Below are 23,219 nucleotides of genomic sequence, written 5' to 3' on the forward strand. Positions count from 1 at the left end.
GCCGCCGTACGTGTGGTTACACCGGGCCGAAGCCCACCTTGCGCACCGCCGGCTCACCGATCTCCACGTACGCCAGGCGCTCGGCCGGCACCAGGACCTTGCGGCCGTGCTCATCCACCAGAGTCAGCAGCTGCGCCTTGCCGGACAGTGCCTCGGACACCGCGCTCTCGACTTCCTCGGCGGTCTGGCCGCTCTCCAGAACGATCTCGCGGGGCGTGTGCTGCACGCCGATCTTGACCTCCACGGCCTTGTCCCTCCGACGATCCGTGATGTGCGCGGACGACCGCGCCGTACCCACCACACATTAGCCCGGTGAGGGGACGTACCCGACGTCCACGCTGCACGCCAGGAGCGAACAAGACCGTCAACGCCGTGCGCCGTCCGCCGCGCCTCGTCAGTGGTGGTCGGTGCCGTGCAGCGGGAAGCCGGCGATGCCCCGCCAGGCCAGGGACGTCAGGAGCTGCACGGCCTTGTCGCGCGGCATCGTCGACTTGCTGGAGAGCCAGTAGCGCGCCACGACCTGCGATACGCCGCCCAGGCCGACGGCGAGCAGCATCGACTCGTCCTTGGACAGGCCGGTGTCCTCGGCGATGACGTCGGAGATCGCCTCCGCGCACTGCAGGCTGACGCGGTCCACGCGCTCGCGCACCGCGGGCTCGTTCGTCAGGTCCGACTCGAAGACCAGTCGGAACGCGCCGCCCTCGTCCTCCACGTAGGCGAAGTACGCGTCCATCGTGGCCGCGACCCGCTGCTTGTTGTCGGACGTGGAGGCCAGTGCCGTGCGCACGGCCAGCAGGAGCGCCTCGCAGTGCTGGTCGAGCAGGGCCAGGTAGAGATCGAGCTTGCCGGGGAAGTGCTGGTAGAGCACCGGCTTGCTGACGCCCGCGCGCTCCGCGATGTCGTCCATGGCCGCGGCGTGGTAGCCCTGTGCGACGAATACCTCCTGGGCCGCGCCCAGGAGCTGGTTGCGTCGGGCACGGCGCGGCAGGCGCGTGCCCCGAGGGCGCGCTGCCTCTGTCTGCTCGATGGCTGTCACGCCGCCTCCCAAGATTGTCCGTGTGCGGTGTGCGCCGCTTCGCCATCGTACTTTTCGGTAACCGTGGTGTGCGCGGTGCGGACGCACAATTTCACGGACCGGACAGCTATGAAAACCGTCCGCATGCGGGCAAATACGGGCAGGTCACCGATAGTCGTCCTCGTCCAGCTCCACCACGCGGGCCTGTTCGGCACGGTCCGCCTCGTTCGCGGCGTCCGGGTCCGCGTCCGCCGGAGGGTCGTCCCGGTGCGGAGCGAGCTCCGTGAGCTGCTCGGCCGCGTCCGCCTCGGGGGCCTCGACGCCGAACTCCGCGTCATCCTCCTGAGCCTCGAATGTGTCGGGATCGGATGGGTCGACCGTCATGGCGGCTCCCTTCCCTCATGTGTCCTTGTGCGTCCTCATGTGGGCGGGTGCCCAGATCCGAGCGTAGGAGACACCAGAACGGGGCGCGATGCGATCTGTGACGGCGAACACACGATCCAGTGCGTGATCGTCTCGTAACATATCCCGCATGTCTTCGACCGAGTCGCCGCGCGTGCCCGCCGCTGTCGCGGCCGTGGGGCCCAAGCCGGCCACCGTCAGGGTCGCGGAGGGCGAGCGGCTCGGCTCGGTCGGCCTTCCGGGGCTCACGCTCACCATCCGCTCCCGCCCCGGCACCCGCGCAGGGCTGCCGCCCGCGCTGTACGTGCACGGCCTCGGCGGTTCCTCCCAGAACTGGTCGGCCCTCATGCCGCTCCTGGAGGACGTCGTCGACGGCGAGGCGCTCGACCTGCCCGGCTTCGGCGACTCACCGCCGCCGGACGACGGCGACTACTCGGTGACCGGGCACGCCCGCGCCGTCATCCGCCACCTCGACGCGGCGGGCCGCGGACCCGTCCACCTCGTCGGCAACTCCCTCGGCGGGGCGATCACGACCCGGGTCGCGGCCGTACGGCCCGACCTGGTGCGCACCCTCACGCTCGTTTCGCCCGCACTGCCCGAGATCCGCGTGCAGCGCACGGCGGTACCGACCGCACTGCTCGCCGTACCGGGCGTGGCCTCGCTCTTCACCCGGCTCACCAGGGACTGGACCGCCGAACAGCGGGTGAGCGGCGTCACGGCGCTCTGTTACGGGGATCCCGGCCGGGTCAATCCCGAGGGGTACCGGGCCGCCGTCGAGGAGATGGAGCGACGGCTTCAACTGCCTTATTTCTGGGACGCGATGGCCCGTTCGGCGCGTGGCGTTGTGAACGCGTACACCTTGGGCGGGCAGCATGGGCTCTGGCGTCAGGCCGAACGTGTCCTCGCGCCCACGCTCCTCGTCTACGGTGGACGCGACCAGCTCGTGTCCTACCGGATGGCGGCGCGGGCCGCGCGGACGTTCCGTTCCTCGCGGCTCCTGACTCTGCCGGACGCGGGGCACGTGGCGATGATGGAGTATCCGGAGACGGTCGCCACGGCGATGCGTGAACTCCTCGCGGATGCGGGGGAACTGACCGAAGGCGACAGGACGAGCGGGCGGGGAGCTGAGGCGGCGAGTGGGACGGCATAGCCGCCGGGGGCCGGCACCGGCACCGGCGCCCGCACCCTTGGACGACGCGGAGGCGGTCGCGGCAGGCCGCGGCCGTCGCCGACGCGGCGCCCCCGATGTCCCACGCCCCACCACGCCGGGACCCCAGGCGCAGCAGGGCGCCCCGCGCGGGCAGGCCCAGCCGGGGCCGGCCCCGTACCGCGGCGCACCGCCGAACGCCGGACCGCCGCGCGGGTTCTCCGAGGCGACGCCCGCGCACGGTTTTCCCCAGGCGACTCCGCCGCACGGTTTCCCGCAGGCGACCCCGCCGCGCGGCTTCCAGCAGGCGGCTCCACCGCAGGGGCCCACGTCGCGTGGATTCTCAGAGGCGACCCCCGCACATGGCTTTCCGCAGGCGACCCCGCCGCACGGTTTCCCGGCGCAGGGGACTCCGGCTCAAGGGTCGCCCCGTGTGACGCCGTCCCATGGATTTCCGCAGGGCACGCCCGCGCACGGCGTTCCGCATGTGCGGGGTGGGCATCCTGAGCAGTTCGAGGGAGGTGCCCGGGGCGAGACCCGGATGGGCGTCGGGTACGCGGCCGCGCCGGTCGTGCCGGCGCCGCGCAGCAGGCCGCGGCAGGACTACGTAGACGCGTTCGCCCAGCCGCCGCGGACCCCGCAGCCCCGGCACCCCTCCGACCCGTACGCCGACGTCACCGACTGGGACGCGAAGGGCGGCGAACCCGACGAGGCCGCCGCCGGGTCTGCCGAGGACGAGGAGCCGGGTGACAAACGGCGCAAGGGCCGTACGTACACCGGCATCGCGGCCGCCGCCGTGACCACGGTGCTCGCCGTCGTCGTCGCCGGACATGTCGCCCAGGGGCGCGACGACAAGGCCCACGCCCAGGCGCAGCCCGCGGGCGGGCCCGACAAGCGGTCGACGAAGGGGTCGGCGTCGCGTTCGGACGACCGGGCCACCCCTGGGGGCAAGGCGCGGCCCGTCATCCCGCTGACGTACGACCAGAAGATGGGCAAGACGTATCCCCTGTCCGCCAAGCTCAAGGGTTCCGGGAAGTTCACGGCGGTGCCCGGATTCGACAAGGCGCCGGGCAAGGGGCAGAAGTTCCGGTACCGGATCGACGTCGAGAACGGGCTCGGGCTCGACGGCGGGCTTTTCGCGCAGGCCGTGCAGAAGACCCTGAACGACGACCGCAGTTGGGCCCATGACGGCGGCAGGACCTTCGAGCGGATCTCCTCCGGAAAGCCCGACTTCGTGATCACGCTCGCCAGCCCGGGGACCACCGGCGTCTGGTGCGAGAAATCCGGGCTCGACACGACCGAGGACAATGTGTCCTGCGATTCCGCCGCCACCGACCGCGTCATGATCAACGCCTATCGATGGGCGCAGGGATCGACGACATACGGGAACAAGATCCATCTGTACCGGCAGATGCTCATCAACCACGAGGTCGGGCACCGGCTCGGGTTCAACCACGTGACCTGCACGAAGAACGGCGCGCTCGCGCCCGTCATGCAGCAGCAGACCAAGTTCCTGACCTTCGACGGAATCACCTGCAAGCCCAACCCCTGGGCCTTTCCCAAGAGTTGAGCCGCAGGGGCGGGGTCGCGTTGACATCAGGCGAAAGTTCGTTCATATTTCTCCGCATGTCGCACCGCCACGCACCCTCGCGCACCGCCATTGAGCTCACGCTCATCGGCGTGACCGGGCTGTGCGTCGCCGACGTGCACTGTTGCTGACGCCCGCCCCTGGCGTGCTGCGTCGCATTTAATATCCCCTTTCCGGTATCCACCCCTATTTCTTCTCAGGGTTTCCGGTTTCGCGGTTTCCGGCTGTCGACGTGCCTCGGGCGAGTTCTGCGCATTTCCCTGCCTGCTCTCTGCTGCCCGGTGCAGCGCACATTCCCCAAGGGGTCGATTTCCGATGCGTCAACCGTCCGTCATAGCGCGCCGCGTGGCCGCCGCATCCGTCAGCGTGGTCCTCGCCGCGGGCGCCGCCGCCTGCGCGGGGCCCAAGGACAGCGACGCAGGGGGGAGTCCCGACGCCAAGCCGCAGAAGGGCGGCACCCTCACCGTCCTCAACTCCAACCCGCAGTCCGACTTCGACCCGGCGCGGCTCTACACCTCCGGCGGCGGCAACGTCCCCTCGCTCGTCTTCCGCACGCTGACCACCCGCAACCGCGAGGACGGCGCAGCGGGCGCGAAGGTCGTACCCGACCTCGCCACCGACCTGGGCAAGCCCAGCAAGAACGCGACCGTGTGGACGTACACCCTGAAGAAGGGCGTCGCCTACGAGGACGGCTCGCCCATCACGTCCGCCGACATCAAGTACGGCATCGAGCGGTCGTTCGCCGCCGAACTCTCCGGCGGGGCACCGTACTTGAGGGACTGGCTGATCGGCGGCGCCGGCTACCAGGGCCCCTACAAGGACAAGAAGGGCCTCGACTCGATCGAGACCCCGGACGCGCGGACCATCGTCTTCCACCTGAACAAGCCCGAGGGCGAGTTCCCCTACCTGGCCACGCAGACGCAGTTCACGCCCGTGCCCCAGGCCAAGGACACCGGCACGAAGTATGAGGAGCACCCCGTCTCGTCCGGCCCGTACAAGGTCGTCAAGAACGAGAACGACGGCGAGCGGATCGTCCTGGAGCGCAACACGCACTGGTCCGCGACAACCGACGAGGAGCGCAAGGCCTACCCGGACCGGATCGACGTCCGCTCCGGCCTCGACACGTCCGTCATCAACCAGCGACTCTCCGCAGGTCAGGGCGCCGACGCCGCCGCCGTCACCACCGACACCAACCTCGGCCCCGCCGAACTCGCCAAGGTCAGCGGCGACAAGAAGCTCGCCGCCCGCGTCGGCACCGGCCACTTCGGCTACACGAACTACATCGCCTTCAACCCCAAGGTGAAGCCGTTCGACAACCCGAAGGTGCGCCAGGCCATCGCCACCGCCGTCGACCGCTCCTCGGTGATCAACGCGGCCGGCGGCTCCTCGCTCGCCGAGCCCGCGACGACGTACCTGCCGAACCAGAAGTCCTTCGGTTACACGGCGTACGACCACTTCCCGGCCGGCGCCTCGGGCAACGCGCAGAAGGCCAAGGAGCTGCTCAAGGACGCCGGTTACAAGAACGGCCTGACCGTCACCCTCACGCACTCCAACGACAAGGACTTCGAGACCAGCCCGGAGATCGCCACCGCCCTCCAGGACGCCCTGAAGAAGGCCGGCATCACCGTCAAGCTCCAGGGCCTGGAGGCGAACGACTACTCCGACACGATCCACAGCGCCAAGAAGGAGCCCGGCTTCTTCCTCGCGCACTGGGGTGCCGACTGGCCCTCCGGCGGCCCCTTCCTCGCCCCGATCTTCGACGGCCGGCAGATCGTCAAGGACGGCGCGAACTTCAACACCGGCTTCCTCAATGACAAGTCGGTCAATGACGAGATCGACTCGATCAACAAGTTGACCGATCTTGACGCTGCCGCCAAGCGCTGGGGTGCGCTGGACAAGAAGATCGGGGAGCAGGCACTGACCGTGCCGCTGTTCCACCCCGTGTACAAGCGCCTGTACGGACCGGACGTCAAGAACATCGTCATCAGCGACTGGACCGGCGTGCTCGACATCTCGCAGGTCTCGGTGAAGTGACGCGATGACCGAGGCACTTGTGGCCTCGGAGACCGCAGGGGCGGGCGTCTTGACGGCGTCCGCCCCCGTCTCCGGAGCCCGTCAGTTCTGGCGGCGTCTGCGCACGCAGCGCGCCGCCCTCGTCGCGGCGGCCGTCGTCGCCCTGCTCGTCCTGATCGCGCTCGGGGCCCCGCTCCTCGCGCTGATCGAGGGCCAGGACCCGAACACGTACCACCCCCACCTCATCGACTCCGCGCGCGGCGGCGTGCCCGTCGGCGCGTTCGGCGGGGCCGGCGGCGAGCACTGGCTCGGCGTCGAACCGCAGACCGGACGCGACCTGTTCACACGCCTCGTCTACGGGGCCCGGGTCTCCCTCGGCGTCGCGCTCGCCGCCACCGTCGTGCAGGTGTTCATCGGCGTCACCGTCGGCATCGCGGCCGGACTCGGCAACCGCTGGGTCGACCAGATCCTCAGCCGCGCCACCGACGTCATCGTCGCGCTGCCCCTGATGATCCTCGCGCTCGCCCTCATGGCGATCGTGCCGAGCGGCTTCCCCCGGCCCGTCCTCGTCGCCCTGGTGATCGGGCTCGTGGCCTGGGGCGGCACCGCCAAAATCGTGCGCGCCCAGACCATCACCCTCAAGGAACGCGACTTCGTGGCCGCGGCCCGGCTCAGCGGCTGGCCGACATGGCAGATCGCCCGTCGCGAACTCCTCCCGTCGCTCGCCGCCCCCGTCATCACATACGCGTCCCTGCTCGTCCCGACGAACGTCACCGTCGAGGCGGCCCTCTCGTTCCTCGGCGTCGGCGTCAAACCGCCCACACCCTCCTGGGGACAGATGCTCACCGCCGCCGACGTCTGGTACCAAGCCGCACCGCAGTACCTGCTGCTGCCCGCCGGCGCGCTCTTCGTCACCGTGCTCGCGCTCACCGTCCTCGGCGACGGCGTGCGCACCGCGCTCGACCCGCGCGCCGCGTCCCGCCTGCGCATCGGCACGGGCCGCAAGCGGGAGGCCGGCGCATGACCGGCTTCCTGCTGCGCAGGGTGATCGGCGCCGCCGTCACCCTGCTCGCCATCTCCGTGATCATCTACGTCGTCTTCTACGCGGCCCCCGGCAACGTCGCCCAGATCAGCTGCGGCCCCCGCTGCTCGCCCGCCCAAGTGCAGCAGGTCGCCGACCAGTTGAGGCTCGACGACCCTCTGTACCTGCGCTACTGGCACTTCCTCCAGGGCATCTTCGTAGGACAGGACTTCTCCACCGGCACCGCCGTCCAGCACTGCGACGCCCCCTGCCTCGGCTTCTCGTACCAGACCGACCAGCAGGTCACGCAGCTGATCCTCACCAAGCTGCCCGCCACCGCCTCGCTCGCGCTCGGTGCCATGGTGCTGTGGCTGATCCTCGGCGTCGGCACCGGCGTGCTGTCCGCCTGGCGGCGCGGGCGCCCCACGGAGCGGATCCTCACCGGCATCACCCTCGCCGGCACGGCCACGCCCGTCTTCGTCATCGGCCTGCTGCTGATGATCGTCGTCTGCGGACAGCTCCAGTGGCTGCCCTTCCCGCAGTACGTGCCCTTCACCGACAACCCCGAGCAGTGGGCGTGGAACCTGCTCCTGCCCTGGCTGTCGCTCGCCCTCATCGAGGCCGCCAAATACGCGCGCCTCACCCGCGCCTCCATGCTGGAGACCCTCGCCGAGGACCACGTGCGCACCTTCCGCGCCTACGGGGTCGGCGAACGCTCCATCATCGGACGGCACGCCCTGCGCGGTGCCGTCGCCCCTGTCATCGCCCTGAACGCCAACGACTTCGGCTCGATGTTCGGCGGCGCCGTGCTCAGCGAGACCCTGTTCGGCATCCCCGGACTCGGCCGCGAACTCGTGCACGCCGTCAACGTCGTCGACCTGCCGGTCGTCGTCGGCATGGTCCTCGTCACCGGCTTCTTCGTCGTACTCGCCAATGCCGTCGCGGACGTCCTGTACGCGGTGGCCGACCGACGGGTGGTCCTGTCATGAGCCTCGTCGAAGTGGACGCCCTCACCGTCGAGTTCGGGGACCTGCGGGCCGTCGACGCGCTCTCCTTCCGCCTGGAGGAGGGCGCGGCGCTCGGCGTCGTCGGCGAGTCCGGATCCGGCAAGAGCACCGTCGCCTCCGCGCTCCTCGGCCTCCACCGGGGGACCGGCGCGCGCGTCACCGGGTCCGTGCGCGTCGCCGGCACCGACGTACAGGAAGCCGACGACGAGACGCTGCGGCGGCTGCGGGGCGGGACGGCCGCGATGGTCTTCCAGGACCCGCTGTCCTCCCTCGACCCGTACTACGCCGTCGGCGACCAGATCGCCGAGGTGTACCGCGTGCACTCCAAGGCGTCCCGGCGCGCCGCACGCGCGCGTGCCGTGGAAGTGCTCGACCGGGTCGGCATCCCCGACGCCGCCCGCCGCGCGCGCTCACGCCCCCACGAGTTCAGCGGCGGCATGCGCCAGCGCGCCCTGATCGCCATGGCCCTGGCCTGCGAACCCGCCCTCCTCGTCGCCGACGAACCGACGACCGCCCTCGACGTCACCGTCCAGGCGCAGATCCTCGACCTGCTGCACGGACTGCGCCAGGAGACCGGCATGGGCCTCATCCTCGTCACCCACGACGTGGGCGTCGCCGCCGAGAGCGTCGACGACGTCCTGGTGATGCGGCACGGCCGCGCGGTCGAACGCGGAGCCGTCGCCGACGTACTCGGCGCGCCCTCCGCCGCGTACACGAAGGAACTGCTCGGGGCTGTGCCCCGCGTCGACGCGGCACGCCCGCAGCGCCCGGACACGACGGGCGACGTCCTGCTCGAAGCGGTCGACCTGCGACGGGAGTTCGGGCGCGGCAAGCGCGCCTTCGCCGCCGTCGACGGGGTCTCCCTGACCGTGCGCCGGGGCGAGACCGTCGGAATCGTGGGCGAGAGCGGCAGTGGCAAGACCACGCTCGGGCGAATGCTCGTCGGACTCCTCGAACCGACGTCCGGGCAGGTGCTCCTTTCAGGGGCGCGCTCCGACACCGGCGTGCAGATGGTGTTCCAGGACCCCGTCTCCTCCCTCAACCCCCGCCGCAGTGTGGGGGAGTCCGTCGCCGACCCGCTGCGGGCGCGCGGCGACAAGGAGGTGCGTGACCGGGTCGAGGAGCTCCTGGAACGCGTCGGGCTCGACCCGGCGCACTACGGGCGCTATCCGCACGAGTTCAGTGGCGGCCAGCGCCAGCGCGTCGGGATCGCCCGCGCGCTCGCCGCCGAACCGCGCATCATCGTGTGCGACGAAGCCGTCTCCGCCCTCGACGTCACGACCCAGGCCCAGGTCACCGGCCTGCTGCGGGAACTCCAGGACGAGCTGGGACTCGCCCTCGTCTTCATCGCCCACGACCTCGCCGTCGTCCGCCAGGTCAGCGACCGGGTCGCGGTCATGCGCAAGGGACGCGTCGTCGAGTACGGCGCCGTGGACGAGGTCTACGGCGCACCGCAGGACCCGTACACCCGGCAGCTGCTCGCCGCCGTGCCGGCGCTCGATCCGGCCGCCGCCGCGCGGCGGCGCACCGCTCGCAGGGAGCTGGCCGCAGCATGACACTCCGTGACCGAATGAGCGTGTAGCGCGACAGAACGCTACCCGCACGGGAAAGTTACGGCCGTTCACCCCTTTTGGTGGCGTGATGGACAACCGTCCATCACGCCACCGGCATGTCCGCATACGTTCTTCCCGCTGAGCCACCGGACCAACGGCGGCTCCCCAGACGGGAGATCGGGGGTGTACTCGTGCGCATCGGACTGCTTACGGAGGGTGGCTATCCGTATGTGAGCGGTGACGCCAGACTCTGGTGCGACCGCCTCGTGCGCGGGCTCGAGCAGCACGAGTTCGACCTCTACGCGCTCAGCCGTAGCCAGGACCAGGAGGACCGCGGCTGGATCGAACTGCCGCCGCAGGTCAGCCGGGTGCGCACCGCTCCGGTGTGGGCCGCCGACGACGACGGCATCGGCTACGGGCGCCGCACCAGGCGGCGCTTCGCCGACGCGTACGCGGAGCTGGCGGCGGCCGTCTGCGCGGGCGCTTCCCCCGAGACCGCCGGCCTCGCGGGCGTGCCCGCCGACTCCTCCAGCGCCGAGGCGGACCGTTTCGGCAACGCGCTGTACAAGCTCGCCGAACTCGCCCGCGACGAAGGCGGACTCGTCGGCGCCCTGCGCTCCGAAACCGCCGTGCGCACGCTGGAGCGCGCCTGCCGCGCACCGGGCGCCCTGCGCGCGGTCCGCGCCACCCGCGTCCCCGACCTCCTCGCCGTCGCCGGACACATCGAACGCGCCCTGCGCCCGCTCTCCCTCGACTGGTACGGCGACGACGGCCTCGCCTCGGTCGACCTGTGCCACGCCACCTCCGGCGGCCCCGCCGCCCTGCCCGGACTCGTCGCCCACCACTTCTCCGGCGTCCCCCTCCTCGTCACGGAGTACGGCGTACAGCTGCGGGCCCACTACATCGCGGCCGGCGACGCCGAACTGAGCGCCCCCGTACGGGCGATGCTCGCCGCCTTCCACGGTCGCCTCGCCGCCGAGACCTACCGGCAGGCCGCGATCATCACCCCCGGCAACACGCACGCCCGGCGCTGGCAGGAGCGGTGCGGCGCCGACCGCGCGAAACTGCGCACCGTCCACCCCGGCATGGAGGCCTCCCGCTTCGCCGAGATCGGCGAGCGCGAGGAGCCGGGGGAGCCCGGCACGCTCGTCTGGGTCGGCCGCATCGAACCCTCCAAGGACCTGATCTCCCTCCTCCACGCCTTCGCGGAGATCCGCAAGGACGAGCCCAAGGCCCGCCTGCGCCTCGTCGGAGCGCCCGCCGAAGGGCCCGAGGCCGCCGCCTACCTCGCCCACTGCAAGGCCCTCGCCGCCCAGCTCTTCCCCGACGAGGCGGAGGGCGCCCACGCGATGGGCGACAACCCCGTCTCCTTCGAGGAGATCGGCGGGCCCGAGACACCCGACCTCGCGGACGCGTACGCCGCCGGGAGCGTCGTCGTCCTGTCGAGCATCGTCGAGGGGTTCCCGATCAGCCTCGTCGAGGCGATGTTCTGCGGACGCGCCACGGTCTCGACCGACGCGGGCGCCGTAGTCGAGGTCATCGGCGGCACCGGCCTGGTGGTCCCGCCGCGCAACCCGCGGGCGCTCGCCGAGGCGTGTGTATCGCTGCTGCGGGACCCGGGGCGCCGCGAGCGCCTCGGGGCGGCCGCGCGGGCACGAGCGCTCGAACTCTTCACCGTCGAGCAGAACATCACGGCATTTCACGGCATTTACCTGGAGATCGTTTCCCACTGCCCCGTGCGCCGCGAAGCCGTGAACGACGCGGGCGAACCCCTGCCCTTCGCCAACCCTCCGGAGGCCCATGTACCGGGCCGCTGGACCGCACCGACGAGCGAGTCGGGCGGGGGCTTCGGGACGTGGCTGGCGGGGAGGGCCGCCTCTGGGGGTGCGCCTAGCTGGGCGGAGGGGGAGGCCGTCGGCTCGGGCGGGGCTGGCGGTCTGGGCGGCGGCGTTGGTCCGGGTGAGGGCACCTGCTCGGGCGGAGCTGTTGGTTCGGGCGGTGGCGGGGAGCGGCCGGCCGGCGAGCACGGGCAGTTGGCCGGGGCGTTTCCCGGTGGGGAGGGGGACGCGTGAGCAGGCGGGAGTTGGGCGAGACGGTCGTGGGCGCGGGCTTGGACGCGCCGCAGGTGCCGGGTGGCGCGGACGCGTGGGGGACGGGGTCGCAGGAGGCGTTGGGGGAGGCTGGGCCTGGGGTCGGCGCTGAGTCGGGGCTGGCTCGGGGGCCTGAGGCGGGGTTGGGTGTTGGGTCGGGGTCGGGTGCTGAGCCGGTTGCGGGGCCGGATGGTGAGCCGGAATCGGAGCGGCGTGCGGGGCCGGAGCCGGAGGCTGGGCCGGGGTTTCTGGCCCGGGGGCTCGACTCCGCGGCTGCCGACGAAGCCTTACTGAACGAACCCGCGGCCTGGCGTGCCGACGCCGCATCCGCATCCGCGCCAACGGGCAGCCCGCTCCCCGATACACCCCCGGCGCCGGCCTCCCCTCCTGCCTGCACCGCCCACCCTGGCAGCCTTCCCGAGGCCGATGAGGCCACGGCTGGCACTGCCCATTCCGGCGGCCTTCCCGAGGTCGATGAGGCGACGGCTGGCACTGCCCATTCCGGCGGCCTTCCCGAGGTCGATGAGGCCACGGCCGGCGCCGCGCACCCCGGCAGCCTTCTCAAGGCCGACGAGGCCACCGGCGGCAGCCGACGCCGTACCGGCGTGGACCCCGTGAAAGCCCTGATGCACCGGCACCGCGAGCTCTGCGAACGTGCCGTCGACCCACTGGAGATCGCGGCCGGTCTGGAAGCCCACGGCGTCACCGACCGGACCGCTGCCCGCTTCCGGCACCGCGACGTCTTCGCGCTCGCCGAAGAGATGTACGCGCGCATGCCCCGCGACAGCGACATCGAACCGGAGACCCAGCACGCCGCATCCGACACACCTCGCGGCCGGCGCCCCGTCTGGGCCGCCCTCGCGCTGCTGCCCGGCGCGCTGAGCGCCCTCACTCTCGTAGGACTCGACTTCACCGACGGACGGATGCGGCTCGCGGTCGGGGCCGGCGGCGTGCTCGCCGTCTCCGCCGCACTCCGCGCCGCCCTGAGCCGGGGCCCGCTGCGCGCCACCGCCCACACCGTGCCCGCCACCCGCGCCTGGACCTGTTGGCTCCTCGCCTATGCCCTCCTCGGCGACGGACTCCTGACCGCTGCTGTCGCGGGCGGCCCCGACGAGGCCTGGGCCCCCGCCACCGCCCCCCTCCTCGCCCTGGCCTTCGCCGTCGCGCCCGGCGCCTGGTGCGCCCAGCTCTTCGGCGCGGTCGCCCGGCGCAGGCTCGCCTCCAGTCGGGGCCTCGACGAGTTCGCCGCCTCCGTGCGCCCCCTTCTCCTCGCCGTCTTTGCGCTCTTCCTGTGCGCGCTGTGCGCCCTCATCGGGGTGACCGCCGCCGTACTCGGCCAGGACGCCGCATACGCCGGCGCCGGAACGCTCGGCGCGCTCCTGCTGCTCGCCCGCCTGCTCACGGCGCACGGCCGCACCCACGCCCCCGCCGTCGTCCTCGGCACGGCCGCCGCGGCCGAGGCGCTCGCCGTCTCCACCGTGTTCGCAGGACGCCTTCCCGGCTGCGGCTTCCTCGCCGTGCCCGTAGAGACGGCCGTCGACGCCTGGGGGCCCGCCACCGTACCCGCCCTGGCCTGTGGCGCAGCCGCGCTCACCCTCCTCGTCCACGCGGCCCGCACCCTCACCCGGGCCTCCGCCCACGCGCCCACGGACGCCACCCCGTGACCGCGCCCGACGCCGTACGACCACACGAAGCGGCCGGCCGGCCGCTCCCCTCCCGCGGGGCCGACACCGCGGGCCTTCCGAAGACCCACGGCAACACCCCTAAGGAGAACGCGAGATGACCACCCCTCCCCCCGGAGGCCCCGAACCATCCGGATATCCCGGGCGTCCAGGACTTCCCGGAGAACTCGGAGAGCTCACCCGGGGAGCCGCCCGATGAGGGTGCTGCTGCTCGGAGCCAACGGATACCTCGGCCGCTTCGTCGCCGACCGCCTGCTCGCCGACCCCGCCGTGCAGCTCACCGCGCTCGGCCGGGGGGACGACGCGGACGTACGGTTCGACCTCGCCACCGGAAGCCCGGGCGCACTGACCCGCTTCCTCGACGCGGTCCACCCCGGAGTCGTCATCAACTGCGCGGGAGCCACCCGCGGCGGCGCCCGCGACCTCACCCGCCACAACACCGTCGCCGTCGCCACCGTCTGCGAGGCCCTGCGGCGCAGCGGCTGCGGCGCCCGCCTCGTCCAGATCGGCTGCGGCGCCGAGTACGGGCCCTCGCAGCCCGGCTCCTCCACCGCCGAGGACGCCGTGCCGCGGCCCGGCGGACCGTACGGCGTGAGCAAGCTCGCCGCGACGGAACTCGTCCTCGGCTCCGGTCTTGACGCCGTCGTCCTGCGCGTGTTCTCCCCGGCCGGGCCCGGCACCCCCGCCGGCTCGCCCCTCGGCCGTCTCGCCGAGGCCATGCGCCGCGCCATGCAGTCCGGCGACGGCGAACTCAAGCTCGGCGGACTCGGCGCGCAGCGCGACTTCATCGACGTACGCGACGTGGCCCGCGCCGTCCACGCGGCCTCGCTCTCCGCCGCGCAGGGCGTCATCAACATCGGCTCGGGCCGCGCCGTCCGGCTGCGGGACGCGGCGTCCGTACTCGCCCGCGTCGCCGGCTTCGGCGGCGCGCTCCACGAGCTCGACTCACCCGGCGGCCCCGTCCGCCCGACGCTCGGCCACCCCCGCTCCGACCCCGACCACGTGGCACCCGCCGCGCACCCGTACCCGGACGGGTGCGGCAGTTGGCAGCAGGCCGACGTGCGCACCGCACGCGACCGGCTCGGCTGGCGCCCCCGCATCAACCTCGAGGAATCACTCGCCGACATCTGGATGGAAGCGGCATGCCGTATCTGACCCCTACCGCCCCCGGGACCGCGAGCACCGACATACGGCTCGGCTTCGGCATCCCCGGCTACGCACACCCCCTCATGGCGCCCGTCGAATGGGCCGAACTCACCCGTCCCGGCGCTCCCTTGCACTGGGTCGTCCTGAACGTCGCGGACGGCCCCGGGGCCCGCCCCGACCCGCACTGCCTCGAAGCCGCGGGCAGGCTGCGCAACCGCGACGTAAGGGTCCTCGGGCACCTCGATCTCACCTACGGCGCCCGCTCGTTCGGCGAGGTCGTCTCCGACGCCCACCGCTATCTCGACTGGTACCGCGTCGACGGGTTCTCCCTCGACCGCTGCCCGACCGAGCGGGCCGCCGTCCCCGAGGTCCGCCGCATCGTCACCACGCTGCGCGCCCTGTGTGAGGACGCCCACATCGTCCTCGGGCACGGCACGCACCCGTATCCGGGCTACGCCGAGACCGCTGATCAGTTGGTGACCTTCTCCGGGCCGTGGAGCGACTACCGCTGGTCCCAGGTCGCCGAGTGGACGGCCGACTACCCGCCCGAGCGCTTCTGTCACTTCGTGCACGGCGTGCCCCGCGGGCACCTCGACGAGGCGCTGCGCATCGCCCGCTGGCAGGGCGCCGGGACGATCTACTTCACCGACCGCACGGACCGCGGCGGCACCGCCGACCCCTGGGAGGCCATGCCCGGGTACTGGGACGACATCGTCTCGCGGGTCGGAACGGGTGTCTCGGAATGAAGAGGGGCGTGGCAGTGTTGACGGAATCACCACTGTTCGGAAATGACGATCAACGGAGCCCCCGTGTCGCTGCCACCCCTGGTAGAGCCAGCTGCTGAGCTCACCGTAGACGAGGTCCGCAGGTACTCCCGCCACCTGATCATCCCCGATGTCGGGATGGACGGGCAGAAGCGGCTGAAGAACGCCAAGGTGCTCGCCGTGGGCGCCGGCGGCCTCGGTTCGCCGGCGCTCATGTACCTGGCCGCGGCCGGTGTGGGCACGCTCGGCATCGTGGAGTTCGACGAGGTCGACGAGTCGAACCTGCAGCGCCAGATCATCCACAGCCAGGCCGACATCGGCCGCTCCAAGGCCGAGTCCGCCAAGGACTCCGTCCTCGGCATCAACCCGTACGTGAACGTGATCCTCCACGAAGAGCGGCTCGAGGCCGAGAACGTGATGGACATCTTCAGCCAGTACGACCTGATCGTCGACGGCACGGACAACTTCGCGACCCGCTACCTGGTCAACGACGCGTGCGTGCTGCTCAACAAGCCGTACGTGTGGGGCTCGATCTACCGCTTCGACGGCCAGGCCTCGGTCTTCTGGTCCGAGCACGGCCCGTGCTACCGCTGCCTCTACCCGGAGCCCCCGCCCCCCGGCATGGTCCCCTCCTGCGCCGAGGGCGGCGTCCTGGGTGTGCTGTGCGCGTCCATCGGCTCCATCCAGGTCACCGAGGCGATCAAGGTCCTCGCGGGTGTCGGCGAGCCGCTCGTCGGCCGCCTGATGATCTACGACGCCCTGGAGATGCAGTACCGCCAGGTCAAGGTCCGCAAGGACCCCGACTGCGCGGTCTGCGGCCCGAACGCCACCGTCACCGAGCTCATCGACTACGAGGCCTTCTGCGGCGTCGTGTCCGAGGAGGCCCAGGAGGCGGCGGCCGGCTCGACGATCACTCCCAAGCAGCTCAAGGAGTGGATCGACGACGGCGAGAACATCGAGATCATCGACGTCCGCGAGCCGAACGAGTACGAGATCGTCTCGATCCCCGGCGCCCGGCTGATCCCGAAGAACGAGTTCCTCATGGGCACCGCCCTGGAGAGCCTCCCGCAGGACAAGAAGATCGTCTTGCATTGCAAGACGGGTGTCCGCAGTGCGGAAGTCCTCGCCGTTCTGAAGTCCGCGGGCTTCGCGGACGCCGTGCACGTCGGCGGCGGCGTGATCGGCTGGGTCAACCAGATCGAGCCCGAGAAGCCGGTCTACTAGACCGCCCGCCGGCCTGCGCGGCCGACGCCGCCGGTCAGGGGGCAGCTTTTCCGAACGGGTCCCGCACCTCGCGTGCGGGGCCCGTTCGTCATAGGGCGACGCGTGGACGTCCGCGTCGTCCGCCTCAGGAGCAGACCTTCCCGTCGCGCGGTATTCGGCCCTCCAGGAGATAGCCGTTCACCGTCGAGTCGACACAGCCCGACCCGCTGCCGTACGCGCCGTGCCCCTCGCCCTTCCAGGTGAGCTCGACGCCGACGCCCTTGCCGAGCTCGTCCGCCATCCTGCGGGCGCCCTCGTACGGGGTCGCCGGGTCGCCCGTGTTCCCCACGACGAGGATCGGGGCGGCGCCCGGCGCGCTCACCTCGGGCGTCTCGTACTGGCCCGGCACCGGCCAGTCGTGGCACCAGCCCGCCGTGTCCCAGGCCATGAACTCCCCGAAGACGGGCGAGATCCCGCGGAACGACGCGAGGCGCTTGCGCGCCTCCTTCGGCGTCGGCCGTTCCTTGTCGTCGAGGCAGGAGATCGCCCGCTGCGAATGGCTCTGCGAGCTGTAATGCCCGGAGGGACTCCGCTCGTTGTACGCGTCGGCCAGCGCGAGCAGCGCCGTCCCGTCCCCCTGCTCGGCCGCCTCCAGGCCGCGCGTCAGCGCGGGCCAACTGTTCTTGCTGTACAGGGTGACGGTGATGCCGATCGTGGCGAGCGACTGGTTGAGCACGCGGCTTCCCGAGGCCGGCAGCGGCTTCGCGTCGACCCGCTTCAGCAGCGCGGCGATCTTCCGGGAGCCCTGATCGGGGTCCTGGCCGGTGGACTTGAGGTAGTTGTCGAGGGCCCGCTGGAAGCCCCTCGTCTGGTTCTCGGCGTGGCCCACGGTGTCCGCGGCCGGGTCGACCACGGCGTCCAGGACGAGCCGGCCCACCTTGCCGGGGAACAAGTGCGCGTACACACCGCCCAGTTGGGTCCCGTACGAGACGCCCATGTAGTGCAGCTTGTCGTCGCCGAGCGCCTGGCGCGCCAGGTCCATGTCGCGGGCCGTCTCGTCCGTCGACACGTGCCCGAGCAGCTTGCCGGCCTGTCGCGCGCAGCCCGCGCCGAAGTCGGCGGCGTCGTGGAAGTACGCCCGCTCCTCGGCGGGGGAGTCCGGCGTGAGGTCGACGGACTCGGCGGTCCGGATCGCCTTGTCGTCGCGGCAACGCACCCCCTCACTCGCGCCGACACCGCGCGGGTCGAAGCTCACCAGGTCGTAGCGCTCGCGCAGCTTCGCATAGTCGGGTGCGAAGGCGGGCAGCATCGAGACCCCCGAGCCGCCCGGCCCGCCGAAGTTGAACAGGAGCGAACCGGAACGCCCGCTCCCGCTCGTGGACCTGGCGCGGATGAGGGCGACGCCGATGGTCTCCCCGTCCGGCTTCGCGTAGTCGAGCGGCGCCTTCAGCGTCGCGCACTGCCAGTCGGAGCCGGGTGCGGGGCCGTCGTCGGTGGCCTTGCAGCGGCCCCAGTCGAGCCGCTGCGAGGTGAGCGCGGCGGGCAGCCGGGGCAGCGTGCCCGGGACGGCCTTGCCCGAGCGTGGCGGTGACGACGGTGAGGGCGGCGACGAACGCGGTGGCTGTGTTTGCCCCTTCCCCTCGCCGTGCCCGGCCTTGTCTCCCGGCCCGCCGCAGCCCGCGGCGGCCCCCGCCACCAGCAGCCCCGCGGCCAGCAGCGCGAACGAACGAACATGACGCGACACAGGCACCTCCCCCTGGCGATCCCCCTCGCCTGCCCTCGGTCCGAAGACAGTCAGACCATCCTAGGCAGCGCCACTGACAATCACCGGCGGCAGAGCGCCTCCGGCAACCGAGCGCGCAAGCCGAACACCCGTACCCCCACGGCTACTTGCAGACCGTGCCCGCCTTCGGCACCGTCCCGTTCAGCAGATAACTGTCCACGGCACCCCGCACACACTTGTTCCCGCTGTCGTACGCGCCGTGCCCCTGGCCTTCGTATGTGACCTGCACCCCGACACCATCGCCGAGCGCGCCGACCATCTTCTTCGCACCTTCGTACGGGGTGGCGGGGTCGCCCGTGTTGCCGACGACGACGATCGGCGCCGAGCCGGCCGCGCTCACGTCGGGGTGGTCCGCGGCGCCGGCGACCGCCCAGTCCGTGCAGCTGAGCATGCCCCACGCGAGAAAGTCGCCGAACAGGGGCGAGGCGGCCCGGAACTCGGGGAGCTTCGACCGGACGTAAGCCGGTGTGTAACGGGGCTTGTCGTCGGCGCAGTTGACGGCGACGTTGGCGGCCTGGAGGTTGCTGTACTTGCCGTCCTCGTTGCGGCCGTTCATGGAGTCCGAAAGCAGCATGAGGATCTTGCCGTCACCTTCGTAGGCCTGGGCGAGGCCCTCGGTGAGGTACTCCCAGAAGTCCTTGGAGTACAGCGACTGCGCGATGCCGTTCGTCGCGGCGGTCTGCGTCAGCTCGCGCGGGAAGACCCCCGGGATCGGCTTGGAGTCCAGGTCCTTGAGCAGCTTCGCGATCTTGGCCTTGACCTCCGCGGGGGTGTCGCCGACCGGGCAGTCCTCGACCTTGGAGGTGCAGTCCTTCGCGTAGTTGTCGAGGGCGAGCTGGAAGCCCTTGGCCTGGCCGAGCGAGCTCTCCTCGGAGTTCTGGGTGGGGTCGACGACACCGTCGAAGACGGCACGGCCCACGTTCTCCGGGAACAAGTGGGCGTACACGCCGCCCAGTTCGGTGCCGTAGGAGATCCCGAAGTAGTGCAGCTTGTCGTCGCCGAGCACCTGTCGCATCAGGTCCATGTCGCGGGCGGCGCCGGTCGTGGCGACGTGCGGGATGACCTGCCCGGAGTTCCTCTCGCAGGCGTCGTTGAACTGGGTGACGTTGCTGACGAGCTTCTTCGTCTGGGCGGTGTTGTCGGGGATGGCGTCCTGCTGGAAGTACTTGTCGAGCTGCTCGTCGTTCTCGCACTTCACACCGTCGCTGCGGCCGACGCCGCGCGGGTCGAAGCTCACCAGGTCGTAGCGGGTGCGCAGCTTCGTGTACTCGCTGCCGAACGCGGGCAGCGTGGTGACCCCGGAGCCGCCGGGGCCGCCGAAGTTGAAGATGAGTGATCCGATGCGCTTGTCCTTGGCGCCGGAGGACTTGGCGCGGATGAGCGCGAGGCCGATGGTGTCGCCCTCGGGCTTGTCCCAGTCGAGGGGCGTCTTCATGGTGGCGCACTGCCAGGTGGCGCCGCCGGGCAGCGGGGAGGGCGCGGGGCCGCCACCCTCCGACTCCGAGGGCGCGGGGCAGTCCTTCCAGCTGAGGGACTGGGACCTCAGGTCCACGTCATTCGTGTCGCTGCCGCACGCCGCGAGGGCGGAGGCCAGGAGGACGGCGGTGGCGGCCATGGCAGCGGCACGCGGCCGGAACGGATTGGGCATGAACCCATCCTGCGGCGACGGCCCACGGGGCGCTCGGGGCGGGGGCCGTGCGGGTGAGCGACGACGACGGCGACGGGGCGGGACGTGCCTCTACGGGGAGCCCGCTCGGGTAACGCCCCTACGGGGCCCCTCCCCGCAAACGCGTCCCTACAGGGAGCCCTTCCGGGAGAGGTGGTTGAAGAAGAGCCAGCCCGGCAGGACCGGCAGCCACAGCGTCATGAGCCGGTAGAGCAGCACGGCCGGGGCCGCGACCTCCTTGGGCAGGCCGACCGCGATGAGTCCGACCGTCAGGGTCGCCTCGACGGCGCCCACACCGCCCGGTGTCGGCGCGGCGGAGCCGAGCGCGTTGCCGGCGAGGAACACGACCGCGACACTGGCCAGGCTGAGCGTCGTCGTCTCGTCCCCGAAGGCACGGATCGACGCGTCCAGGCACATCACGAAGCAGGCCGTCAGGAGGAGCATGCCGCCGATGCCGGTGAGCAGCTTCTGCGGCCGCTGGAGCACGTCCAGCATGCGCGGTACGACGCCGGCGAACAGGGACCGTACGCGCGTGACGACGAACTTCCGCAGGAAGGGGATCGACGTCACCACGAGCACGAGGACCGCGACGGTCAGCAGACCCGCGATGACCGTCCGGGACGGCGACAGGGACGGGGTCTTCTCCGTGCCGGTCAGATAGCCGAAGGTCAGCAGCATCATGATGTGGGCGCCCAGACCGAAGAGCTGGGAGGCGCCGACGCTGGCCACCGCGAGCCCGGGGCGCACGCCCGAGCGTTGCAGGAAGCGGGTGTTGAGCGCGACACCGCCGACGGCGGCCGGTGCCACGATCTTCACGAACGAGCCGGCGACCTGCGCCGCGACGGTCCGCATGAAGGGGACGCGCTCCGGGACGAACCCGAGCAGGCTCATCGCGGCGGCGAAGTAGCTCAGCGCCGAGAACAGGACGGCGGCGGCGACCCAGCCCCACTGGGCCTCTCGGAACAGCGTGCCGAACTCGATGTGCGTCAGCTGCGACAGGAGGAAGTACGCGCCGATGGCGCCCGCGATGAAGCTCACGAGGGTGCGCGGTTTGACGCGCTCCAGGCGGGCCGGTTCGACGGGTGCCTGCGGCCGGATGCGGAGCACCTGGTGGCGGATCTGGGTGAGCAGATCCTCCTCGCGCGCCTCGTCCAGGGCCTCGTCGATGGCCTTCTTCTCGGCCTGCCGCTCGGCTTTCTCTGTCTGCCGTTCTGCCTTCGCGGAGGTCTTGGCCGTCGGGGGTGCCGCCTGCTCGGCGATCGTCTCCGTAGGCGTTGATTTCTCGGCCGGAGAGGCCCCGGCAAGGGAGGCCGCAGCCTGGGTGGCCTCGTCCAGGCGGGCCTGCTTCGCCCTGCGCGAAGCCTCGAGCACGGCCTCGCGCTCGCGTTCGGAACGCTCCCTGCCGAGCCTGCGCAGCGTCGAGCGCGTATTGCGGCTCAGGGCGATGGGCTGGAGCAGCGGCAGACAGTCGGCGATCGCGTCGGGGCCGAGCACTCCCACGGCGGACGCCACGGCCCGCTCGGCGCCCACGCGCAGGCCGAGCGTGGCCAGGAGCTGTGCGATGTCCATGCGCAGGATCAGGTCGCCGGACGCGATCTCGCCGCCGCGCAGATCCGTGAGGATCACCGTGCCGGAACGATCCACCAGAATCGCGTCGCCGGTGAGCCGCCGATGGGCGATACGCCGCGACTGGAGCGCCTGCACCTGGTGCCAGGTGTCGCGCAGCAGCGCGTCGGTGATTTCCTCGTCCGGCACCGAGTCCAGCGAACGGCCGCCCGTGTGCTCGTACACGAGCATCACCGCGTCGGGGCCGAGCTCGGACGTCGCGATCAGCTTCGGGGCGTTGGCCCCGGCCGCGATCGCCGCGTACGCGAGAAGTGCCTCCTGCTCCAGCGCCTGGCGCAGGGACTGGAGACTGCGCCCCGTGGTGATGCCCCGCAGCGTCAGCTGGCGCCACACGCGGTAGAAGAAGCCCTGGGCCTGCTGCTCACGGTCGACGATGGTGACGTCGAGCGGAGGGCCGTCCTCCAGGGTGACGAAGTAGCGCCGCCCTCTGTCGCCGTTCTCCGTGGTGCTCTCGTGGGCCTCTTCGCGGGCCGCGCTGACAGGGTGGAAGCCGACGTGCCGCAGGCCCGCGAGGAGCGTCTGACCGGTGGGACGCACATTCGGCGAACCGACCGCGTAGAGCGTGCCGTAGGCGACCGTCCAGCCGATCAGGACCGTCAGGATGATCGAGAACGGTGTCGTGTAGCCGGTGACCAGCATCGCGAACGCGTCGAGCAGCAGCACCACCCACAGCACCACGCGCCAGCGTGGTCTGCGGGACATCCCCACAGCCGTCATATAGGCGATGACGGGCGCGAGATAGCCGTGCACCGGATCTGTCAGCGCGTGGATGTCGCCCGGCGACGGGCGGGTGAGCGCGTCCTGGATCGACGACGGGGCGCCCTGGGCGACCCACAGGTCCGTCGCCAGCGTCACCCCGTGGGCGAGGACGGCCGCGAGTACACCGTCGGCGATCCGCAGCCCGTCGCGTTTGATCAGCCGCTCGATCGCGAAGGCGACCGGTACGAGAAGGATCGCGATGCTCGACGCGAGCCCCGCGAACTTGATCATGAGGTCGGGAGCGGCGCCCGTGCCCTTGCTGATGTCCTGCTGAAGACCTGACGTCGTGCCGTGGGCGAACGCGGCGATCGACAGCAGCACGGCGATCGCGAGCACGCCCACCAGGAGCCGCATCAGGTCGGAGGGGCGGTGCACGCGCGCGGGGAGGAGGGGTTCGTCGCCGTCGACCCGCTCGGCGTGCGCGTCGGCGTCGATGCACTCCGGGTCGACCAGAGGGGCCTCGGTCCGCCCGGGCCCGGCCTCCGCGGTCTTCGCGGGCACGTCCGCCCGTGGCGCCGCGGCCCGGTGGCCACGGCGCTCGGTCAGGGGGGAGTGGTCGGCCTCTTCGCCGTCCGGGCGCGCCGAAGCCCCAGAGGTGCCCTCCGCCTTATCGGGATGCACGCCCTGCTGCTCCGTCGTTTCTTCTTGATCTCGTATCACCGGTCACCGCCCGCACGATGGTGGCACGTCCCACTGACACAGGAGGGCATCAGGGTGCAATGCGGGGGAGCAAAGTATCCCGCAACCGTGGATT

General features: G+C 71.6%; 18 protein-coding genes. 12 read left to right on the forward strand and 6 right to left on the reverse strand.

What is annotated here, in order from left to right:
* Positions 1 to 16: 16 nt before the first annotated feature.
* The 3 genes from CG723_RS29975 to CG723_RS29985 all read right to left on the reverse strand — a co-directional run bounded on the left by CG723_RS29975 (position 17) and on the right by CG723_RS29985 (position 1,399).
* Positions 17 to 244 (reverse strand): DUF3107 domain-containing protein, encoded by a 228-nt coding sequence (locus CG723_RS29975; protein WP_199841939.1) that lies wholly within the window; start codon positions 242 to 244, stop codon positions 17 to 19.
* A gap of 150 nt (positions 245 to 394) precedes the next feature.
* Positions 395 to 1,036, reverse strand: a complete 642-nt coding sequence (locus tag CG723_RS29980; protein WP_100596647.1) for a TetR/AcrR family transcriptional regulator — start codon at positions 1,034 to 1,036, stop codon at positions 395 to 397.
* Positions 1,037 to 1,180: 144 nt separating this feature from the next.
* On the reverse strand, positions 1,181 to 1,399 hold the full coding sequence (locus CG723_RS29985; protein ID WP_100596648.1) for a hypothetical protein: 219 nt from the start codon (positions 1,397 to 1,399) through the stop codon (positions 1,181 to 1,183).
* Positions 1,400 to 1,547: 148 nt separating this feature from the next.
* Between CG723_RS29985 and CG723_RS29990 the strand changes: the two genes are divergently transcribed.
* The 12 genes from CG723_RS29990 to moeZ all read left to right on the forward strand — a co-directional run bounded on the left by CG723_RS29990 (position 1,548) and on the right by moeZ (position 16,652).
* Positions 1,548 to 2,567 carry an alpha/beta hydrolase gene (locus CG723_RS29990; RefSeq protein WP_100596649.1) on the forward strand — a complete coding sequence of 340 codons (1,020 nt, stop codon included), beginning with the start codon at positions 1,548 to 1,550 and terminating at the stop codon, positions 2,565 to 2,567.
* Positions 2,554 to 4,134 carry a DUF3152 domain-containing protein gene (locus CG723_RS29995; RefSeq protein ID WP_442802604.1) on the forward strand — a complete coding sequence of 527 codons (1,581 nt, stop codon included), beginning with the start codon at positions 2,554 to 2,556 and terminating at the stop codon, positions 4,132 to 4,134. Before CG723_RS29990 ends, CG723_RS29995 begins: the two co-directional genes overlap by 14 nt.
* A gap of 56 nt (positions 4,135 to 4,190) precedes the next feature.
* Entirely contained in the window at positions 4,191 to 4,283 is a 93-nt protein-coding gene (locus CG723_RS49010) for an Ms4533A family Cys-rich leader peptide (protein ID WP_324905233.1), read from the forward strand.
* A 184-nt stretch (positions 4,284 to 4,467) separates the two neighbouring features.
* Positions 4,468 to 6,186 (forward strand): ABC transporter substrate-binding protein, encoded by a 1,719-nt coding sequence (locus CG723_RS30000; protein ID WP_100596651.1) that lies wholly within the window; start codon positions 4,468 to 4,470, stop codon positions 6,184 to 6,186.
* Between the two features lie 4 nt (positions 6,187 to 6,190).
* On the forward strand, positions 6,191 to 7,189 hold the full coding sequence (locus CG723_RS30005) for an ABC transporter permease (RefSeq protein WP_100596652.1): 999 nt from the start codon (positions 6,191 to 6,193) through the stop codon (positions 7,187 to 7,189).
* Positions 7,186 to 8,175, forward strand: a complete 990-nt coding sequence (locus CG723_RS30010) for an ABC transporter permease (protein ID WP_100596653.1) — start codon at positions 7,186 to 7,188, stop codon at positions 8,173 to 8,175. The genes CG723_RS30005 and CG723_RS30010 overlap by 4 nt, the downstream gene beginning before the upstream one ends.
* Entirely contained in the window at positions 8,172 to 9,749 is a 1,578-nt protein-coding gene (locus tag CG723_RS30015) for a dipeptide ABC transporter ATP-binding protein (protein ID WP_100596654.1), read from the forward strand. Before CG723_RS30010 ends, CG723_RS30015 begins: the two co-directional genes overlap by 4 nt.
* Before the next feature lie 188 nt (positions 9,750 to 9,937).
* Complete coding sequence (locus CG723_RS30020; protein WP_100596655.1) at positions 9,938 to 11,818, forward strand: DUF3492 domain-containing protein; 1,881 nt, start codon at positions 9,938 to 9,940, stop codon at positions 11,816 to 11,818.
* A 623-nt stretch (positions 11,819 to 12,441) separates the two neighbouring features.
* Positions 12,442 to 13,500, forward strand: a complete 1,059-nt coding sequence (locus tag CG723_RS30025; RefSeq protein ID WP_442802605.1) for a hypothetical protein — start codon at positions 12,442 to 12,444, stop codon at positions 13,498 to 13,500.
* A 213-nt stretch (positions 13,501 to 13,713) separates the two neighbouring features.
* The gene (locus CG723_RS30030) at positions 13,714 to 14,673 is read left to right on the forward strand and encodes an NAD-dependent epimerase/dehydratase family protein (RefSeq protein ID WP_100596656.1); all 960 of its coding nucleotides are present in this window, start codon (positions 13,714 to 13,716) and stop codon (positions 14,671 to 14,673) included.
* Positions 14,661 to 15,410 (forward strand): spherulation-specific family 4 protein, encoded by a 750-nt coding sequence (locus CG723_RS30035; RefSeq protein ID WP_100596657.1) that lies wholly within the window; start codon positions 14,661 to 14,663, stop codon positions 15,408 to 15,410. The genes CG723_RS30030 and CG723_RS30035 overlap by 13 nt, the downstream gene beginning before the upstream one ends.
* 63 nt (positions 15,411 to 15,473) lie before the next feature.
* The gene (moeZ, locus tag CG723_RS30040; protein WP_100596698.1) at positions 15,474 to 16,652 is read left to right on the forward strand and encodes an adenylyltransferase/sulfurtransferase MoeZ; all 1,179 of its coding nucleotides are present in this window, start codon (positions 15,474 to 15,476) and stop codon (positions 16,650 to 16,652) included.
* A gap of 124 nt (positions 16,653 to 16,776) precedes the next feature.
* On the opposite strand, the gene CG723_RS30045 is transcribed toward moeZ, so the two are convergent.
* The 3 genes from CG723_RS30045 to CG723_RS30055 all read right to left on the reverse strand — a co-directional run bounded on the left by CG723_RS30045 (position 16,777) and on the right by CG723_RS30055 (position 23,086).
* Positions 16,777 to 18,375 (reverse strand): alpha/beta hydrolase, encoded by a 1,599-nt coding sequence (locus CG723_RS30045; protein ID WP_100596658.1) that lies wholly within the window; start codon positions 18,373 to 18,375, stop codon positions 16,777 to 16,779.
* A gap of 142 nt (positions 18,376 to 18,517) precedes the next feature.
* On the reverse strand, positions 18,518 to 20,062 hold the full coding sequence (locus CG723_RS30050; protein ID WP_100596659.1) for an alpha/beta hydrolase: 1,545 nt from the start codon (positions 20,060 to 20,062) through the stop codon (positions 18,518 to 18,520).
* A gap of 147 nt (positions 20,063 to 20,209) precedes the next feature.
* On the reverse strand, positions 20,210 to 23,086 hold the full coding sequence (locus CG723_RS30055) for a lysylphosphatidylglycerol synthase domain-containing protein (RefSeq protein WP_442802606.1): 2,877 nt from the start codon (positions 23,084 to 23,086) through the stop codon (positions 20,210 to 20,212).
* Between the last annotated feature and the right edge of the window lie 133 nt (positions 23,087 to 23,219).

The sequence above is a fragment of the Streptomyces sp. CB01635 genome, assembly GCF_002803065.1.
Taxonomy (GTDB): Bacteria; Actinomycetota; Actinomycetes; order Streptomycetales; family Streptomycetaceae; genus Streptomyces.

Excerpts from the sequence above, each read along its gene's own strand:
- CG723_RS29985 (WP_100596648.1), bottom strand. The coding sequence starts at position 1,399 with ATGACGGTCGACCCATCCGATCCCGACACATTCGAGGCTCAGGAGGAT.
- CG723_RS29990 (WP_100596649.1), top strand. The coding sequence starts at position 1,548 with ATGTCTTCGACCGAGTCGCCGCGCGTGCCCGCCGCTGTCGCGGCCGTG.
- CG723_RS49010 (WP_324905233.1), top strand. The coding sequence starts at position 4,191 with ATGTCGCACCGCCACGCACCCTCGCGCACCGCCATTGAGCTCACGCTC.
- CG723_RS30000 (WP_100596651.1), top strand. The coding sequence starts at position 4,468 with ATGCGTCAACCGTCCGTCATAGCGCGCCGCGTGGCCGCCGCATCCGTC.
- CG723_RS30005 (WP_100596652.1), top strand. The coding sequence starts at position 6,191 with ATGACCGAGGCACTTGTGGCCTCGGAGACCGCAGGGGCGGGCGTCTTG.
- CG723_RS30010 (WP_100596653.1), top strand. The coding sequence starts at position 7,186 with ATGACCGGCTTCCTGCTGCGCAGGGTGATCGGCGCCGCCGTCACCCTG.
- CG723_RS30015 (WP_100596654.1), top strand. The coding sequence starts at position 8,172 with ATGAGCCTCGTCGAAGTGGACGCCCTCACCGTCGAGTTCGGGGACCTG.
- CG723_RS30030 (WP_100596656.1), top strand. The coding sequence starts at position 13,714 with ATGAGGGTGCTGCTGCTCGGAGCCAACGGATACCTCGGCCGCTTCGTC.
- CG723_RS30035 (WP_100596657.1), top strand. The coding sequence starts at position 14,661 with ATGCCGTATCTGACCCCTACCGCCCCCGGGACCGCGAGCACCGACATA.
- CG723_RS30050 (WP_100596659.1), bottom strand. The coding sequence starts at position 20,062 with ATGCCCAATCCGTTCCGGCCGCGTGCCGCTGCCATGGCCGCCACCGCC.